The following is a 16,871-nucleotide window of genomic DNA, read 5'->3' on the forward strand; positions in this document are numbered from 1 at the left end:
GCCGACGACGGTGCCAGGCTCAGCGCTCGACGACGCCCGCGTCGGCGGCCGCCTGCTCGGCCTGCTCGAGCTGCTCCCGCACGAGGGCGAGGCCCGAGCGCCAGAAGCCGGGGTCGGTGAGGTCCAGCCCGGCGATCGCGACGAGGTCCTCCGGCGCCTTCGAGCCGCCCGTGGCGAGCAGCTCGAGGTACTTCGGCGCGAACGACGGGCCCTCCTCGCGGTAGCGCCCGTAGACGGACAACGCCATGAGCTGGCCGTACGCGTAGGCGTAGACGTAGCCCGGCGTGCCGATGAAGTGGGGGACGTAGCTCCACCACGCGCGGTAGCCGTCGGTGAGCTCGACGGCGTCGCCGAGCATCGCGGTCTGCGTCGCGTGCCACAGCTCGCCGAACCGCTCGACGGAGAGCTCGCCCTCCTCGCGCCGCGCGGTGTGGACCGCGTCCTCGAACCGGTTCATGGCGGTCTGACGGAAGATCGTCGCGATCGAGCCCTCGATCTGCTCGGCGAGCAGGCCGAGCCGCGCCTGCGGATCGGTCGTCTCCGCCAGCAGGCGGTCGAAGACGAGGGTCTCGCCGAACACCGATGCCGTCTCGGCGAGCGTCAGCGGGGTCGTCTGCTCGAACGGACCGCGGTCGCGCGCCAGGTAGGCGTGGATCCCGTGGCCGAGCTCGTGGGCGAGCGTCAGGACGTCGCGGCGGCGGCTCGTCCAGTTCAGCAGGACGTACGGGTGGTGATCGGGCACCGTATAGGCGCAGAAGGCGCCGCCGCGCTTGCCCGCTCGCGGCGGCGCGTCGATCCAGCCCTCGTCGACGAACCGCCGCGCCACGTCGCCCATCTCGGGGGCGAACGCGTCGAAGCTCGAGAACACGAGGTCGGTGGAGGTGGCCCAGTCGAACTCGGCCTCGTCCGCGGCGGTGATCGACGCCATCCGGTCGAAGTCGCTCAGGCGCTCCAGGCCGAGGATCCGCGCCTTCAGCCGGTACCAGCGCTGCGGCACGTCGTAGGCCTCCTGGACCGCGTCGACCAGCGCCTGCACCGACTCGTCGGAGGCCTCGTTGGAGAGGTTGCGCGACGCGATCCACGACCCGAACGACCGCAGCCGGTCCTCGACCGCCTTGTCCTGCAGGAGCGTGTTGTAGATGAAGGCCCGCGTGCGCAGCCCGGGCTGCAGCGCGGTGGTGACCGCGGAGGCGACCCCCCGGCGGACGTCGCGATCGGGATTCGTGAGCTGGCTCAGCGCGACGTCGAGCGCGACCGGCGCGCCGTCGGGGCTCAGCGACGGGACGACGTCGGACACGTCGACCTCGATCACCGAGGTGAGCTCGTCGAACAGGCGGTCCCAGGCGCCCCGGCTCGACGTCTGCTTCTCGGCGAGGATCCGCTCCTCCGGCTCGGAGAGCTGATGGGCCTTGTAGCGCCGGACCGTCCGCAGGTAGTGGCGGGCCCGCTCCAGGCCGTCGGCGCCGAGCAGCTCCTCGGCGCGGCCGTCGTCCAGCGCCGTCCACTCGAGGTCGAAGAACAGCAGCGCGGTCTGGACCGCGGTCGCGCGCTCCTCGACCTTCGCCAGGAGCGCGCCGTGCTCGGGCTTCGTGGTGTCCTCGGCGAACTTCAGCGACGCGTACGAGGCGGCGCGCCCGATCCGATCGGAGATCTCGGTCAGCGCCGCGATCGCGGCGGCGAGCCCGGCGCCGTCGAGCTCGGCGACCTTGCCCTGGTAGGTGGACGCGAAGGCCGTGGCCTGCTCGGCGGCCTCGTCCAGCAGCCGGTCCACGCCCGCCGCGCCGCCCTCGGGAGCGACCTCCGTCACGAGCGGCTCGAGGTCCCAGGCGACGTCGGTGTGCTGCACGGGGGTGCTCATGGCGGCAAGCCTACGTGACGGGGTCGCGATCCCCGCGTGCCCGCGAGCGTCCCGCGCCCGCGGCGCCGGGCGCGCGGAGCGCGTCCGCGCTAGCGTCGCGCCGGTGACCGGGCGGGCCCCCGACGACGCGTGGACGGCGCGGCTGCGCCTGCGGCGCTGGCGGTCCGACGACCGCACGCCGTTCGCGGCGATGAACGCCGACCCCGAGGTCATGCGCCACATCGCCACGGGGCCGCTCGATCGCGCGGTCAGCGACGCGATGCTCGAGCGGATCGAGGACGAGTGGACGCGCCGCGGGCACGGGCTGTGGGCGCTGGAGCGGCGCTCCGGCGGGATGCTGCTCGGCTTCTGCGGGCTCGCGGTGCCGGCGCTCGGGATCCCGGCGCGCGGGCCGGGCCCGGCGGTCGAGATCGGGTGGCGGCTGCGCCGCGACGCGTGGGGACACGGGTACGCGACCGAGGCCGCCCGCGCGACGCTCGACGTGGCATGGCGGATCGGTCTGGCAGAGGTCGTCTGCCTCGTGCACCCCGGCAACGAGCGCTCGCTGGCGGTCGCCGAGCGGCTCGGGATGCGGGTCACGGGCACGGTGAAGCAGCGGCTGCGACGCGGCCCCACGTGGGAGATCCTCGTGCTGCGCCTCCGCCGGCCGGGGGAAGCGGCCTCTCCGCCGACCGGCGGGCCCCGACTGCCATAGTCCGGCGCCATGGCGCCGTCCCCTCCGTCGCAGCGCGTCGCGATCGACCGGCTGAGCATCCTCGCGCTGCGCGTCGGCCTCATCGGCCTGGTCGGCTACGGGCTGCTGCTCGTGTGGGGCCGGCTGCAGTTCGTGCTGCTCCCGTTCGCGATCGCGGTCCTCCTGACGGCGCTCCTGGAGCCGGTCGCCCGCGGGCTGCACCGCCGAGCGCGCCTGCCGCGCTGGATCGCCGCGGTGCTCACCGTCGTCGGCACGATCGCCGTCGTCGGGGGCGTCCTGACCTGGATCGCGCCGGACATCTTCCGCCAGGCCGAGGACCTCGTCTCGCAGGTCGAGGACGGCGTGCGGCGGCTGCCCGACGTGCTGCACGACCTCGGGGTGAAGGACTCCGACATCCAGCGCTTCACCGACGAGCTCACGCGCAAGCTCGAGCAGTCGCTCGGGACGATCGGGACCGAGCTCTCGACGGGCGTCGTGTCCGTCGCGGCGAGCGTCGCGAACGTCGCGGCGAGCGTCTTCCTGACGCTCATGATGCTCATCTACCTGCTCATGGACGGCGAGGGGTTCTGGCGGGGGATCCTGCGGTTCGCGCCCCGCGAGCGCCGCGCCGCGTGGGCCCGCGCCGGCGTCCGCTCGTGGTCGGCGGTCACGACGTACGTGCGCAGCCAGGTCCTCGTCGCCGCGATCGACGGCGTCGGGATCGGCGTCGGCCTGTGGCTGCTCGGCGTGGACCTCGCGCTGCCGATCGGCGTCTTCACGTTCCTCGTCGCGTTCATCCCCTACATCGGGGCGATCCTCGCCGGGATCGTCGCGGCGCTCGTCGCGCTCGCGAGCCAGGGCCTCGAGGGGATGCTCGGCGCGATCGTCGTGACGATCATCGTCCAGCAGGTCGAGGGCAACGTCCTCTACCCGCTGCTCATCGGACGCTCGCTGAGCCTCCACCCGCTGACGGTGCTGCTCGGCGTCGGCGCGGGCGGCGCGCTGCTCGGGATCGTCGGGGCGTTCCTGGCGACGCCGCTGATCGCCGCCGTCTCCGCCGGCGCCGGCTGGCTCGAGGACGAGGACACCGCCGCCGGGGCGCGGATCGACCCGGACGGCCTCGAGGGCAAGGCCGCGGCGACGGCCGGCGCGCCGCCGTCGCCCGAGGGCGAGGGCGTGCTGCGCTCCGGGCACGACGCGCCGCCCTCCGGCGGCGGCTGGTGAGCCGCGCTCAGGGGCGGCGGCCGCGCGCGGGCTGCATGGAGGAGCGCATCTCCGCGAGGTCGGTGAAGCCCGTGGGCAGCGGCGAGCCGCCCGGACGCAGCGCGTCGAGCAGCAGCAGCGCGTAGCGGTCCCAGACCTCCGGCCGGCCGCCGAGGTTCAGCGGCGGCAGCGTCCGGGCGACCGCGGACAGGAGGACGGTGACGTCGGTCGCGTCGACGTCGTCGCGGGCGACCCCGGCGCGCTGGGCGCCTTCCAGCGCCTCGGCGGTCCGCGCCCACAGCCGCTGGTGCGCCGCGGCGACCTCGGGGTCGTCGGCGACCGCCTCGACGACCTCGCCGAGGGAGCGATCGGGCCGGATCCGGTCGACGATCGCCAGGACGAGCGTGCGCAGCTGGTCCGCGGGGGAGCAGTCCGTGGCGAGCACCTCCGCCAGGCGACGCTCGAAGCCGTCGAGGCGCGCGACGGCGACGGCGACGGCGAGCTCCTCCTTCGTGGCGAAGTTGCGGTAGACGGTGCCCTTGCCGACGCCGGCGACGCGCGCGATCTCCGGGACCGCGGCGTCGAGGCCGTCGCGCGCGAGGACCTCCGTCGCCGCGGCGATCACGCGCTCGCGGTTGCGCTGCGCGTCGCGGCGCCGCGGGCGCTCCGTGACCGGCTCGTCGTCCACCGCCGGCATCATCGCGCGCTCAGGAGCTCGTCGCCGTGGCGGCGTCGCCGATGCGCGCGGACGCGCGGCCGGCGAGGCGCGGCAGCGCCGCGGCGAGCAGGGCGGCGAGCAGGCCGCCGATCGCCGAGACGACGAACGCGGTCGTGAACGCGTGGTCGGTCGGCACGCCGCCGGCGACGCTCCCCGCGAGCACCGCGCCGGTGATCTGCGTGCCGAGCGAGGAGCCGATCAGCCGCGTCACCGCGTTCATGCCGGTGGCCTCGCCGGTGCGCTCGGCCGGGACCGCGCCGACGATGAGGTTCGGCATCGCGGCGAAGGCCAGGGCGATCCCGCTGCCGTTGATGAGGAAGCCGAGCATCACGAGCAGGACGCTGCCGTGCAGCTCCCCGAGCAGCAGCAGCCCGAGCGCCGAGAGGCTGGCGCCGAGCGCGAGCGGCACGTGCCCGCCGAAGCGCCGCCCGAGCCGCGCGGAGACCGGGGCGAGGACGAGCATCGCGATCGCGCCGGGCACCATCACGAGCCCGGAGGTCGTCGCGCCGTACCCGAAGCCGTAGCCCGTGGACTCGGAGGCCTGGAGCAGCTGGGGGATGAGGACGTAGGCGCCGAACATGCCGAAGCCGACGAGGACGCTCGCGAGGTTCGTGAGCAGCACCACCGGGCGCGCCAGCGTCGGGATGTGCGCGATCGGCTCGGCGGTGCGCTGCTCGAGGCGGACCCAGCCGACGAGCACGACGATCCCGGCGGCGACGAGGCCGAGCACCGACGCGCTGCCCCAGCCCCACGTGTTCGCGTTGGCGATCGCGATCAGGGGCAGCGCGATGCCGAGCCCGAGCACGAGCGCCCCGCGGACGTCGACCTTCCCGGGCGTGCGGACCGCGGACTCCGGGATGCCGATCGCCGCGCCGACGGTGGCGACGAGCCCGGACGCGGCCCCGGCCCAGAAGACCCAGTGCCAGGTCGCGTGGTCGAGGAGGACGCCGCCGAGCACGAGGCCCAGCCCGCCGCCGACGCCGACGATCGCGGAGACGACGGCGATCCCGGTCGCCACGCGGGCGTGGGGCAGCTCGTCGCGGACGATCGCGAAGCAGAGCGGGAAGATGCCGCCGCCGACGCCCTGCAGCGCCCGGCCGACGATGATGAGCGTGATGCTGTCGGCGAGGGCGGCGATCACCGAGCCGGCGGTGAACGCGCCGAGCGCGACGATGAGCAGCCGCTGCTTGCCGAACATGTCGCCGAGCCGCCCGACGACGGGCGTGGCGACCGCAGCGGCGAGCAGGTAGGCGGTCACGGTCCACGTGACCGCGGTGCCGCTGGCGTGCAGCTCGGTCTGCAACGTGCTGAGCGCCGGGACGACCATCGTCTGCGCGAGCGAGAAGGCCATCGCCGCGAGCCCGAGCAGGGCGATCACGCGGGTTGGGTGGGCGATGGGCTGGTGGCGGGCGGCGTCGGGCATGCGACCTCGGCTCGGGTGGGACACGGGCGGCGACGGGGCGCCGGGAGCGCGCGCCGGACGACGACGGCGACGTCGGGCACGAGAAGCGGACCTCAGGGTCCGCTTGGGGGAGGCTAGCGCAACCGGACTCAGTGGTCCGGTTCGCATCGCGGCCGTGTGCGCGGTCGCACGGTGGATGCGGTGGCCGGGGCGGGGCCGGCGTGGCGGATCGGATGCGCGCCGGAGGTCGGCGGCTCGGTCCGCTCGTCGCGGAGGACCGGGGGCGCACTGATCCCGGCCGTGGGCGGGATCCCCGGTGGGACGGTGGTGCGGCCCGGGGCGCGCTACCCTTGGGGAACCGGTCGCGTCGTGGTTGCGGCGCCGGTCGGTGCCCCGGGGACGACAGGCTTCGACGTGGTCGGTTCGCGGGGGTGATTGCGAGTCGAGGTACCGGAGGCCTCGTAAAACCCCGGCAACAACCATACGTGCGGACTCCCACGAGTTCGCCCTCGCCGCCTAGTCACCACTAGGCCGTGAGGTCTCGGGCCTCGATCGCCGGCGTCGAGGGTCCCCGGGATCATCCAGCCGGATCACCCGGATCCGACGCCCTCGCGGATCCGGGGACATCTTCAGGAGGGCTGGCGCTCCGAACGTGGGTCGACGGGACCGACGGAGCGTGAGATCCAGACACGCCGACTACGCTCGTAGACGTCGCCCTTTGCGCGGTCGCGGACGCGGGTTCGAGTCCCGCCGTCTCCACCTCCACCGGCGCCCCCTCGGGGGCGCCGGTCTCGTTCACGGGCCGCCCCTCGGCGGCGTTCGACGCGTCGGGCCGGGGCCTCGACGGGGAATCGGACCTCGGTCCGTTTTGCGCTATCCTCCGTCCATGAAGCGGATCGGCTTCCTCTCCTTCGGGCACTGGGGCCCCGTCCAGGGATCGCGGACGCCCACCGCGCGCGATGCGCACCAGCAGACGGTCGAGCTCGCCGTCGCCGCCGAGGAGCTGGGCATCGACGGGGCGTACGTGCGCGTGCACCACTTCGCGCGGCAGATCGCCTCGCCCTTCCCGCTGCTGGCGGCGATGGGGGCCCGGACGAGCCGGATCGAGCTCGGGACCGGGGTCATCGACATGCGCTACGAGCAGCCGCTCGCGATGGCGGAGGCGGCCGCGACCGCCGACCTGCTCAGCGACGGCCGGCTGCAGCTCGGCATCAGCCGGGGGTCGCCCGAGCCCGCGCTGCGGGGCTCGGAGCTCTTCGGGCACGTGCCCGCGGAGGGCGAGACGGACGCCGACCTCGCGCGTCGGCACACGGACGCGTTCCGCGCCGCGATCACCGGTGCGGGCGTCGCGGAGGCCGACCCGGCGCAGGGCGCGGCGGGCTTCCGCCTACCGGTCCAGCCGCAGGCGCCCGGCCTGGCGCAGCGGATCTGGTGGGGCTCCGGCAGCCGCGCGACGGCCACCTGGGCGGGGCGGCAGGGCATGCACCTCATGAGCTCGACGCTGCTGCTCGAGGACACCGGCGTGCCGTTCGACGAGCTGCAGCTCGAGCAGATCCTCCTCTTCCGCGAGGCGTGGGCGGAGGCCGGCTGGGCCCACGAGCCGCGGGTCTCCGTCAGCCGCAGCGTGCTGCCGATCACGAGCGACGAGGACCGCGCGTACTTCGGGCGCAGCGGCAGCAGCGACCAGGTCGGCGTGCTCGACGGCGCGCTCTCGCGGTTCGGCCGCACGTACGCCGGGGAGCCGGACCGGATCGCCGAGGAGCTCGCGCGCGACGTCGCGGTGCGCAACGCCGACACCCTGCTGCTCACCGTGCCGAATCAGCTCGGGGTGGCCTACAACGCCCGCTTGCTGGAGACGATCGCCCGCGACATCGCGCCCGCCCTCGGCTGGTCGCCGAACCGCCCGGCCGCCGTCGCCGGCGACTGACCGCGGACCGGGTCCGTCCGCCGCGTGCCGGCGTCGCGTGGCGGCCGCGCCTCGGGGGCGACGCGCAGCCGCCACGGACCGCGGGCGAGGCGGGCGCGCGGCCGGGGGCGGTGTGCGAGCGCCCAGCGGGCGTCCCCGACCGGTCGACTAGGGTCGGCGCATGGCCTCTCGCACGGACGTCCGCTTCGACTCGGGCGGCGCGCGCTGCGCCGCCTACCTCTACCGGCCCGACGCCGACGGCCCCGCGGAGCGCCCGGCGATCGTCATGGCGCACGGGTTCAGCGCCACGCGGGACGAGCGCCTGCCGGCGTACGCCGAGCGCTTCGCCGACGCCGGCTACGTCGCCCTCGTCTTCGACTACCGGCACTTCGGCGCGAGCGAGGGCGAGCCGCGCCAGCTGCTGGACATCGGCCGCCAGCACGCCGACTACCGCGCGGCGCTCGCGTACGTCCGCGGCCTGGACGGCGTCGACCCGGAGCGCGTCGTGCTCTGGGGCTCGTCGTTCAGCGGCGGTCACGTGCTGGCGGTGGGGGCGACCGACCCGCGGGTCGCAGCCGTCATCGCGCAGGTGCCCTACGTCGACTCGGTGCCGACCCTGCGCAAGGTCCCGCTCCGCAACCTGCTCGGGATCACCGCCGCCGGGGTGCGCGACCAGGTCGGTGCGCTGCTCGGGCGCGACGCGCACCTCATCCCCGCGGTCGCGCCGCCCGGCGGGTTCGCGGTGATGACCGCCCCGGAGGCCGAGCCGGGCTTCGCCGCGATCCAGGGACCGGAGACGCGCTGGCAGAACGGCGTCGCCGCGCGCCTGGGGCTGCGGCTGCCGCTCTACCGGCCGGGTCGCGCCGCCGCGCGGATCCAGGCGCCGGTGCTCGTCGCGGTGGGCGACGAGGACGAGACGACCCCGCCGGAGCCGGCCGCGAAGGTCGCGGCGGCGGCGCCCCGCGGCGAGCTCGTGCGCTACCCGGTCGGGCACTTCGACGTCTACCTCGGCGAGCCGTTCGAGCGGGCGATCGCCGACCAGCTCGAGTTCCTCGGCCGACACGTCCCCGTCGCCGCCGCCTGAGCCTGGACCCACCGATCCTCGGGTCGCCTCGCTGCCGATGACCGGCGACGGCGCCCACACCACAGGATCCGATGGTCACCGACCGTCATCACCGGTGGCCCGGGCACCGTCTTGGTCCTCGACGCCGAGGCTCAGCCGATCATCGGAGGATCCAGGCTCGGCGGGCGGCCGCCGCCCCGGTCGGGGCGGGCGTCAGAGCGCCACGCCGTCCGCGCCCGCGAGCTCGACCGTGCGTCCGATCGGATCGCGGTCGAGCAGCGCGGCGACCGTCGCCGCGTCGGTCGTGCGGGCGAAGGCGCGCCGCCCCGTGGCGTCCAGGGCCACCACGATCCCCGCCGTCGGCGTGCCGTCGCGCTCGTAGGCGACCGTGAACGTCTCGATCGTGAACGTCCCGCGCGGGTCGGCGACGACCTCCCGCCGCGGGCCGGCGTCGACGGTCGCCTGCACGTCGTGGGCGGCGAACGGGCGCGCCGGCGGCGTCGCGGAGAGGAGGAGGGCCGCGTGCTTCGTCATGTACCAGCCGACGGCGGTCGAGAGCCCGATCGCGTCGGGCTGCTCGCGGAGCCGCTCGACGAGCCGCACCAGCGCGTGCGTGACGTAGTCGTTCGCCGGACCGCCGAAGTAGTGCAGTCCGCCGGTGACGGTCAGCGGCCGCGCGAGGTCGTCCTCGTCGAAGCCCAGCTCCCGCGCGGCGATCTGGACGGCGCAGGGGAAGCACGAGTACAGATCGACCGGTCCGAGCTCGGCGACTGTGACGCCGGTGTGCTCGCGCAGCGCGGCGCCGATCGCGGCGATGGCGGGGGAGCGGTCCAGCGCGTCGCGCTCGCCGACGAACCAGTGGTCGTGGCCTCCCGCCAGCGCGTGCGGGAAGACCCAGCGGTCGCGGGCGATGCCGGCGGCCTCCGCCGCGCCGGCGGAGCAGACGAGCAGCGCCGCGCCCTGGTCCACGGTGATGTCGGCGACCATCGACTTCGGGTACGGATCGCTGATCGGCCGGTTGCCCGGACCGGGCAGCCCGGCGGCCTCGGCCGAGACGGCCTCGCGCCGCCAGGCGTCGGGATCGGCGGCGGCGACCTCGCTGTAGCGCGACCACCACGAGCCGATCCAGCGCTGCTGCTCCTCGGTCGTCCGGCCGGCGCGGTGGCGCAGGCGATGCTCGAAGAGCGGGTAGTAGCTCGCCGGCACCGCGAGCCCGGCGGCGAGCTCCTCCGGCAGCGAGGGCGGGCGGTCGGTGCCGATGAGGCGGTCGGGCGCCGTGCCGTCCTCCTGGGTCGGCCAGCCGGTCGCCTCGCCCCGGGTCATCGCGCGGCGGAACGCGGTCACGACCTCGCCACCGGCCAGCAGGGCGACGTCGAGCTCGCCGGCGCCGATCCGGGTGGCGAGGTCGCCGAGCAGCGCCAGCGGCCCGTTGCCGCCGATGACGGAGCGCACCGTCTCCGCGGCCGCGATCCCGAGCTCCTCGCGCAGGAGGAGGGCGGGGTCGGGGATCGGCCACGAGAAGACGTCGACGACCGCCACGGCGCCGGCCCGGGCCAGCAGGCCCGGGCCGCCGGTCCCGGCGTCCTCGGCGGCGCGACGGGCCGCGGCGGCCATGAGGCCCAGCGGACTGGCGTCGCCGTCGCGATCGGTGATCTGGCCGACGCCGACGATCACGGGCGTCCGGGGGTCCACGGTGGTCACGGTCGCGGATGATGCCAGAGCGGGATGTGGCACCTCCTACTTTCGTCGTCGCTCCGGGACGCCCTCGCGAGCCGCCCGGCGGCGGCAGCGCGGGCAGCCCGCCGCGCGCTCGGGGATCAGGAGGTCGCGCTCGCGAGGCGCGGCAGCCCGAGGCGGCGGCGCAGCGCGGCGACGCGCCCGGCGGCGGCCCCGCGACGCGGATCGCCGTGGGGGAGGGCGCGGATCAGCGCCTCGGCGGCGAGCAGGTCGTCGGCCCCGTGCGGGCGGGCGCACCACGATCCCAGCGCGTCGGCGTCGCCGGCCTCCAGCAGCGCCCCGCGCAGCTCCGCGTGGAGCTCCTCGGAGAGGTCCCGCACGCCGGGCGCCGTCGACGACGGCAGCAGCGGCCCGTGGTAGGCGTCGACGGCCTCGGCCAGCCGGCCGCTCGCGAGGTGCCCTCGCACCTCGACGAGATCGCTCGTCACCGCCGGGGCGAGCCGGTAGGGGCGGGTCAGCAGCGCTCCGGGCAGCCGCGTGCGCAGGCGTGAGCAGGCCGCGCGGGCGGTGCTGTCGTTCGCCGCGTCGCCGTGCAGGAGCACCGCGAGCTGCTCCGCCGAGAGGCCCTCGGGATGCACGGACAGCAGCGCGAGCACCTCGGCGTGGCTGCGGCTCAGCGGCACGTGCCGCGGCGGCAGGCCGTGGCCGTCGCTCGGCGTGCCGACCCCGGCGAGCGGGCTCGACGTGCCGAGCAGGCGGAGGCTCACGCGCGGTCGCTCGTCGCGGCGCGTCGCCTCGGGGTACACGAGGAACCCGTCGGCGCCGGCCGGCTCGGCGTGCCCCCGGCGGCCGTCGGGCAGGAGCACCGGGCCGCCGGTCGCCGGGACGGCGAGCCGCCACCCGGCCTCCGGGGCCTCGGCGGGCGCGGGCGCGCCGCCCTCCAGGGGCACGACGCGCCCACCGGGGCTGAGCGCCATCGCGGGGCGGGGGGCGCCCGCGGGCCGGCGTCGGGCCCGGTCGCGCAGGCGCTGGTCGCGCCGCCGGATCCGGGCGAGGAGCGCCGCCTCGGCGGCACGCGCGGCGCCGGCGAGGAACGGGAGCGTGCGCGCGTCGATCGTGCGCAGGTCGGCGGTGACGTCGAGCACGCCGAGGACGCGCCCGGTCTCGGGGTCGTGGATCGGCGCCGCGGAGCAGGTCCAGCCGTGGACGGCGGGGCGGAAGTGCTCCGCGCTGAAGATCTGGACGGCGTGGTCCTCCGCGAGCGCGGTGCCGACGGCGTTCGTCCCCGCGCCGGCCTCGCTCCAGTCGGCGCCCGCGGCGAAGCCCATCTCGGCGCCCGCGAGCTCGAGCGCGCCGTCCTCCCCGTCGACCCACAGCAGGACGCCGCGGTCGTCGCTCAGCGCGACGAGGTGCTCGGCGTCGCCGCCGATGCCGCGCAGCGCACGACGCAGGAGGTCGCGCACGTCGGCCAGCGGATGGGCGAGTCGCCGCTCCTCGAGGGCGTCGGCGGCCAGCCGCACGGGCGCGCGATCGACGGCCGGGTCCACGCCGGCGGCCGCCGAGCGCTGCCAGGAGCGATCGATGACCTCGCGCACCTGCTCGGCGACGCGCCGGCCCGAGCGAGCGGTCTCGTGGGCGCGCGCGAGCCGGAGGGCGTGGCGGACGGGGTCCGCGACGGCCTCGACGGCGATCCACGGGTCGGTCGGCTTGCGCATCTCTCCGATGCCGACCCTACGCCCGCGCGCGACGGGCGCGGGAACGATGCGGACGGCCAGGCCTCCGGCGCACGTTCTTGGCGCGTTGCCGCTCGTCTCCGGCAACGTGGCGGCAACGGGGCCGGGCGTACGGTCGCCTCGACGGGGTGACGCGGACGCCGAGCCCCGACCGACGCCCCCGCCGGCGGTGCCGGCACCCACGGAGGAGAGGACCCAGATGGCCACCACGCTCAGTGACACCCCGACCGCCCAGGCCGCGGCCGGCTTCCTGCAGGGCACGAAGCGGCTCCTGATCGACGGCGAGCTCGTCGACGCCGCCGCGGGCCGGACCTTCGAGACGATCGACCCCGGCACCGGCCAGGTCCTCGCCACCGTCGCCGAGGGCGACGCGGAGGACATCGACCGCGCCGTGAAGGCCGCCCGACGCGCCTTCGAGGGTCCGTGGTCGCGGATCTCGCCCTCCGAGCGCGGCCGCATCATCCACCGCCTCGGCGACCTCGTCATGGAGCACGCCGAGGAGCTCGCCGAGCTCGACTCGCTCGACAACGGCAAGCCGAAGGCCGTCGCGCAGGCCGCCGACGTCGCCCTCGCCGCGGACCTCTTCTGGTACATGGCCGGCTGGGCCACGAAGATCAAGGGCGGCACCGTCACGCCGTCGGTCCCGTACCTGCCCGAGGCCGAGTTCCACGCCTACACGCTGCGCGAGCCGCTCGGCGTCGTCGGCCAGGTCATCCCGTGGAACTTCCCGCTGCTCATGGCCGCGTGGAAGATCGGCCCGGCGCTGACGACCGGCAACACGATCGTCCTGAAGCCCGCCGAGCAGACGCCGCTCTCCGCGCTGCGGCTCGGCGAGCTGGCCCTCGAGGCCGGCGTGCCGGCCGGCGTCCTGAACGTCGTCCCCGGCTACGGCGAGACCGCCGGTGCCGCGCTCGCCGAGCACCCCGACGTCGACAAGATCGCGTTCACCGGCTCGACCGAGGTCGGCAAGATCATCGCCCGCGCCGCCACCGGCAACCTCAAGCGGGTGTCGCTCGAGCTCGGCGGCAAGTCGCCGAACATCATCTTCGACGACGCCGACGTCGACGCTGCGATCGCCGGGGCCGCGCACGGCATCTTCTTCAACCAGGGCGAGGTCTGCTCGGCCGGCTCGCGCCTCTACATCGCCGAGCAGCACTACGACCAGGTCGTCGAGGGCGTCTCCGCCGCCGCGAAGGGGATCAAGGTCGGCTACGGCCTCGACGCCGAGACCGAGATGGGCCCGCTCGTCTCGCAGGAGCAGTTCGACCGGGTCACGGGCTACCTGAAGAAGGGCCAGGAGGAGGGCTCGAGCGCCGCCACCGGCGGCAACGCCATCGACCGGCCCGGCTACTACGTCGAGCCGACGGTCATCACCGGTGCCGACGCGAGCCACGCCATCGTGCGCGAGGAGGTCTTCGGGCCCGTCATCGCCGCGCTGCCGTTCTCGGACGTCGACGACCTCGCCCGCCAGGCCAACGACTCGCACTACGGCCTCGCGGCCGGCGTGTGGACGAAGGACATCACGAAGGCCCACCGCCTCGCGAAGCGGATCCAGGCGGGCACCGTCCACGTCAACACGTACCACGTGTTCTCGGCCGAGCTGCCCTTCGGCGGCTACAAGCAGTCCGGCTGGGGCCGCGAGATGGGCGAGGAGGTCCTGAACAACTACCTCGAGACGAAGTCGGTCATCGTCGGGTTGTGACCGCCGGCTCCCGTCCCGGGCTTCGACGAGGCGACCGCCCCGGCCACCGGCATCGGCCGGGCCCGGGACGGCCGGAGCCTCCCGGATCGGGAGCGTCTCTCGGGCAACGGCGAGGCCGGCCGCCCACCAGCCCTCGGCGACGGACCGTCTCCTCCGTCCGCCGCCGAGCCGTCCCGCGCGCCCCTTCGGGTCGCGGGACGCCCGCCCCGGCGCGGCGGTCCTCCGCGGACCGTCGCGCCGTTCGGCGTCTCCCGGCGCGTCTCCGCGCGAGGTGCTGAATTCCCGTGCCGGGGACCCGTGCCCGTCGCCGTCCTTCAGCGCGACGCGCGTAGGATGACCGGTGATGGCTGGGCAGGACGCGCTCGAGGCGCACGGGCGGATCGCGGCGCTGCCGACGTCGCTGGCCGCCGCCCTGCGTCCGATCCTGCCGACCGTCGCCGAGGAGATCATCGCGGTCATCCGCGCCGAGGTCGACGAGTACCGACGGCCCTTCGGCGGCGATTTCGGGCAGCGGATCCGGGTCGGCGTCGAGCTCGCGCTCGGCGAGTTCGTCGGCCTCATCGAGGACGACTCGCAGCCGCCCGACGGATCGCGGATGATGCGCGAGCTCGGCCGCGGCGAGGTCCGTGCCGGACGGACCGTCGACGCGCTGCAGGCGGCCTTCCGCTGCGGGGCGCGCGTCGCGTGGCGCCGGTTCGGCGACGCCGCGCGCGAGCAGGACGTCGACGACGAGACGCTCATCGCGCTCGGCGAGGCGATCTTCGCCTACATCCACAGCCTCAGCGCCCTGTCGGTCGAGGGCTGGGCACAGGAGCAGTCGCTGCGGGCCGGCGCCACGCAGCGCTCCCGCGACCTGCTCGTGGGGCTCGTCGCCGCCGACCCGCCCGCCGACCCCGAGGCGATCGCCGCCGCGGCGCAGCGGCTCGGCTGGGAGCCACCGGCCGAGGTCGTCGTCGCCGTCGTCGCGTCCGCCGACGGCCCCGGGCTGCTCCTGCGGGTGGACCCGACGGTCGTCGCGGCGCAGCGCGACGACCTGACCGTGGCGCTCGTGCCCGCCGCCGCCCGTCCCGACGACGGCCCGGTCGTCCGGCGGGTCCGCGAGGCGCTGGCCGGGCACGCCGGCGCGGTCCTCGGGCCCCGGGTCGGCTGGTCGGGGGTCTCCCGGTCCTTCCGGCACGCGCACGCGCTGCTGGCCCTGGACCGCGCGGGCCTCGGCCCCGACGGCGCCTGGCCGCTCGACGCCGGCGCGCACCTCGACGCGCTCGTCGTGCACGCCGACGCCGCGGCCGCCGACGACCTCGCCGACCGCGTCCTCGCCCCGCTCGACGCGCTTCCGGCGGGACGCCGCGCCCGGCACCTGGAGACCCTCGGGGCGTGGCTGGACCACCGCGGGCACGGCCCGCGGATGGCCGAGGAGCTCCACCTGCATCCGCAGACGGTCCGGTATCGGCTCGCGCGGCTGCGCGAGGTGCTCGGCGACGCGGCGCTCGACGACCCGGACGGGCGCTTCCGCCTGGAGATCGCGCTGCGGCGACGGGGCGAGCGACGCTGATCCGGTCGGCCGCCGACGGGCGGCTCTCCCCGCAGGATGGCGTGCAGCGCTCGGCATCCGGACCGGGGCGGCGTAGGCTGCTGCGCCGCAGTCGGGCCTCTCGCAGGCCCCGGGCCGATCTGCCGCCTCGGCCCTCCCCGTCGCATGACTCACCTCCGTCGCCCCCGTCCCGTCGGCGTGCTCGCCGTCGCCGCGCCCGTCCTGCTGCTGGCCGTCCTCGCCGCGGTCGTCCTGCTGTTCCCGACGGCGGGCGACGCGCGGACGACCAGCGGCCTGCGCAGCGAGATCGATCGGGCTCGCGGCCGCGAGCAGCAGCTCAGCTCGACCGTGGCCCGGCTCGAGGCCCTCGAGGGGACCGCTGCGAAGGCCGTCGCCGCCGCGCAGGGGCGGCTGGCGGACGTCCGCGCGCAGAGCACCGCCGCCCAGTCGCGGCTCGCGCGCACCGAGGGCGACCTCCGCGCGACCCGCGCGCATCTCGTGCGGCTCCGCCGGCGCCTGTCCGAGGGTCGCGAGATCCTCGCCGAGGTCCTGCGCGCCCGCTACGCCTACGAGAAGCCCGACCTCGTCGAGGTCGTGCTCTCCAGCCGCGGGTTCAGCGACCTCGTGGAGCGGCTGAACTTCCTCAAGCGCGTCCAGCAGCGCGACACCCTGATCGTCGCGGGCGTCCGCGACGCCCGCGACCAGGCCGTCGGCGACGAGCGGCGCCTGGACCGGTTGCGGACCGATCAGCAGCGCGAGGCCCGGCGCGTCGCCGCCCAGCGGGACGCGATCGAGTCGATGACCGCCGGACTGGAGCAGCGCCGGGCGGCGCTGGCCAGCGCCCGCGACGCGCGGCGTGCCGCCCTCTCGAACACCCGGGCCGGCCGCCGGCGCGCCGAGCGCAGCCTCAGCCGGCTCGAGGCCCAGCAGCGTGCCGCGGCGCGCCAGTACACGACGCCTGCCGCCTCCTCCGGTGGTGGCGGCGGCGGGGGCGCGTCCTCCGGCGGACCGTGGGCGATCCCGTGGCCGATCGTCCAGTGCGAGTCGGGCGGCGTGAACCACCCGCCCAACAGTGCCGGCGCGTCGGGCTACTACCAGTTCATGCCGCAGACCTGGCAGGCCCTCGGCGGCAGCACCCCGAACGCCTACCAGGCCCCGAAGGCCGAACAGGACCGGCTCGCCGCCAAGCTGTGGAACGGCGGAGCGGGCGCGGGGAACTGGGACTGTGCCGCCATGGTCGGCATCACGGGTTGAGGCCCAGTCCCCGTTCCCCTGAGCCTGGCCCCGCCCACCCTGCCGCCATGGTCGGCATCACGGGTTGAGGCCCAGTCCCCGTTCCCCTGAGCCTGGCCCCGCCCACCCTGCCGCCATGGTCGGCATCACGGGTTGAGGCCCAGTCCCCGTT

The 16,871-nt window shown here is 75.9% G+C and carries 12 protein-coding genes and 1 other RNA gene; 8 read left to right on the forward strand and 5 right to left on the reverse strand.

Annotated elements, in window-relative coordinates; genetic code table 11:
• Nucleotides 1-19 precede the first annotated feature (19 nt).
• Nucleotides 20-1,858, reverse strand: coding sequence for a M3 family oligoendopeptidase (locus SK069_RS07675; protein ID WP_319953612.1), 1,839 nt, complete (start codon nt 1,856-1,858; stop codon nt 20-22).
• A 103-nt stretch (nt 1,859-1,961) separates the two neighbouring features.
• Here SK069_RS07675 and SK069_RS07680 point away from each other — a divergent pair, with 103 nt between their 5' ends.
• Both SK069_RS07680 and SK069_RS07685 read left to right on the forward strand, forming a co-directional pair.
• A complete protein-coding gene (locus SK069_RS07680) occupies nt 1,962-2,552 on the forward strand; it encodes a GNAT family N-acetyltransferase (RefSeq protein ID WP_319953613.1) in 591 nt (196 codons plus the stop codon).
• A 9-nt stretch (nt 2,553-2,561) separates the two neighbouring features.
• Nucleotides 2,562-3,755 carry an AI-2E family transporter gene (locus SK069_RS07685; protein ID WP_319953614.1) on the forward strand — a complete coding sequence of 398 codons (1,194 nt, stop codon included), beginning with the start codon at nt 2,562-2,564 and terminating at the stop codon, nt 3,753-3,755.
• A gap of 7 nt (nt 3,756-3,762) precedes the next feature.
• Here SK069_RS07685 and SK069_RS07690 read toward each other — a convergent pair whose 3' ends face one another.
• Nucleotides 3,763-4,422, reverse strand: coding sequence for a TetR/AcrR family transcriptional regulator (locus SK069_RS07690; RefSeq protein ID WP_319953615.1), 660 nt, complete (start codon nt 4,420-4,422; stop codon nt 3,763-3,765).
• A gap of 19 nt (nt 4,423-4,441) precedes the next feature.
• On the reverse strand, nt 4,442-5,875 hold the full coding sequence (locus tag SK069_RS07695; RefSeq protein ID WP_319953616.1) for an MFS transporter: 1,434 nt from the start codon (nt 5,873-5,875) through the stop codon (nt 4,442-4,444).
• A gap of 374 nt (nt 5,876-6,249) precedes the next feature.
• On the opposite strand from SK069_RS07695, the gene ssrA reads away from it, so the two are divergent.
• The 3 genes from ssrA (at nt 6,250) to SK069_RS07710 (ending at nt 8,844) form a co-directional block, all read left to right on the forward strand.
• Nucleotides 6,250-6,616: a transfer-messenger RNA gene (gene ssrA / locus SK069_RS07700) on the forward strand.
• A gap of 124 nt (nt 6,617-6,740) precedes the next feature.
• Nucleotides 6,741-7,781, forward strand: a complete 1,041-nt coding sequence (locus SK069_RS07705; protein ID WP_319953617.1) for an LLM class flavin-dependent oxidoreductase — start codon at nt 6,741-6,743, stop codon at nt 7,779-7,781.
• A 160-nt stretch (nt 7,782-7,941) separates the two neighbouring features.
• Entirely contained in the window at nt 7,942-8,844 is a 903-nt protein-coding gene (locus SK069_RS07710; RefSeq protein ID WP_319953618.1) for an alpha/beta hydrolase, read from the forward strand.
• A gap of 192 nt (nt 8,845-9,036) precedes the next feature.
• Here the strand turns inward: SK069_RS07710 and SK069_RS07715 are convergent, their stop codons facing one another.
• On the reverse strand, nt 9,037-10,524 hold the full coding sequence (locus SK069_RS07715) for a hypothetical protein (RefSeq protein ID WP_319953619.1): 1,488 nt from the start codon (nt 10,522-10,524) through the stop codon (nt 9,037-9,039).
• Nucleotides 10,525-10,640: 116 nt separating this feature from the next.
• Complete coding sequence (locus SK069_RS07720) at nt 10,641-12,215, reverse strand: GAF domain-containing protein (RefSeq protein ID WP_319953620.1); 1,575 nt, start codon at nt 12,213-12,215, stop codon at nt 10,641-10,643.
• 217 nt (nt 12,216-12,432) lie between these two features.
• Between SK069_RS07720 and SK069_RS07725 the strand changes: the two genes are divergently transcribed.
• The 3 genes from SK069_RS07725 to SK069_RS07735 all read left to right on the forward strand — a co-directional run bounded on the left by SK069_RS07725 (nt 12,433) and on the right by SK069_RS07735 (nt 16,720).
• Complete coding sequence (locus tag SK069_RS07725) at nt 12,433-13,935, forward strand: aldehyde dehydrogenase family protein (protein ID WP_319953621.1); 1,503 nt, start codon at nt 12,433-12,435, stop codon at nt 13,933-13,935.
• 343 nt (nt 13,936-14,278) lie between these two features.
• A complete protein-coding gene (locus SK069_RS07730; protein ID WP_319953622.1) occupies nt 14,279-15,487 on the forward strand; it encodes a PucR family transcriptional regulator in 1,209 nt (402 codons plus the stop codon).
• A 144-nt stretch (nt 15,488-15,631) separates the two neighbouring features.
• Nucleotides 15,632-16,720, forward strand: coding sequence for a transglycosylase family protein (locus tag SK069_RS07735; protein ID WP_319953623.1), 1,089 nt, complete (start codon nt 15,632-15,634; stop codon nt 16,718-16,720).
• Nucleotides 16,721-16,871: the final 151 nt, after the last annotated feature.

The organism is Patulibacter brassicae (assembly GCF_033949425.1).
GTDB lineage: Bacteria > Actinomycetota > Thermoleophilia > Solirubrobacterales > Solirubrobacteraceae > Patulibacter > Patulibacter brassicae.

Bases quoted from the DNA above. Each gene is read 5' to 3' on its own strand.
- SK069_RS07675 (WP_319953612.1), bottom strand. From the start codon at position 1,858: ATGAGCACCCCCGTGCAGCACACCGACGTCGCCTGGGACCTCGAGCCG.
- SK069_RS07730 (WP_319953622.1), top strand. From the start codon at position 14,279: ATGGCTGGGCAGGACGCGCTCGAGGCGCACGGGCGGATCGCGGCGCTG.
- SK069_RS07685 (WP_319953614.1), top strand. From the start codon at position 2,562: ATGGCGCCGTCCCCTCCGTCGCAGCGCGTCGCGATCGACCGGCTGAGC.
- SK069_RS07725 (WP_319953621.1), top strand. From the start codon at position 12,433: ATGGCCACCACGCTCAGTGACACCCCGACCGCCCAGGCCGCGGCCGGC.
- SK069_RS07710 (WP_319953618.1), top strand. From the start codon at position 7,942: ATGGCCTCTCGCACGGACGTCCGCTTCGACTCGGGCGGCGCGCGCTGC.
- SK069_RS07735 (WP_319953623.1), top strand. From the start codon at position 15,632: ATGACTCACCTCCGTCGCCCCCGTCCCGTCGGCGTGCTCGCCGTCGCC.
- SK069_RS07720 (WP_319953620.1), bottom strand. From the start codon at position 12,215: ATGCGCAAGCCGACCGACCCGTGGATCGCCGTCGAGGCCGTCGCGGAC.
- SK069_RS07705 (WP_319953617.1), top strand. From the start codon at position 6,741: ATGAAGCGGATCGGCTTCCTCTCCTTCGGGCACTGGGGCCCCGTCCAG.
- SK069_RS07695 (WP_319953616.1), bottom strand. From the start codon at position 5,875: ATGCCCGACGCCGCCCGCCACCAGCCCATCGCCCACCCAACCCGCGTG.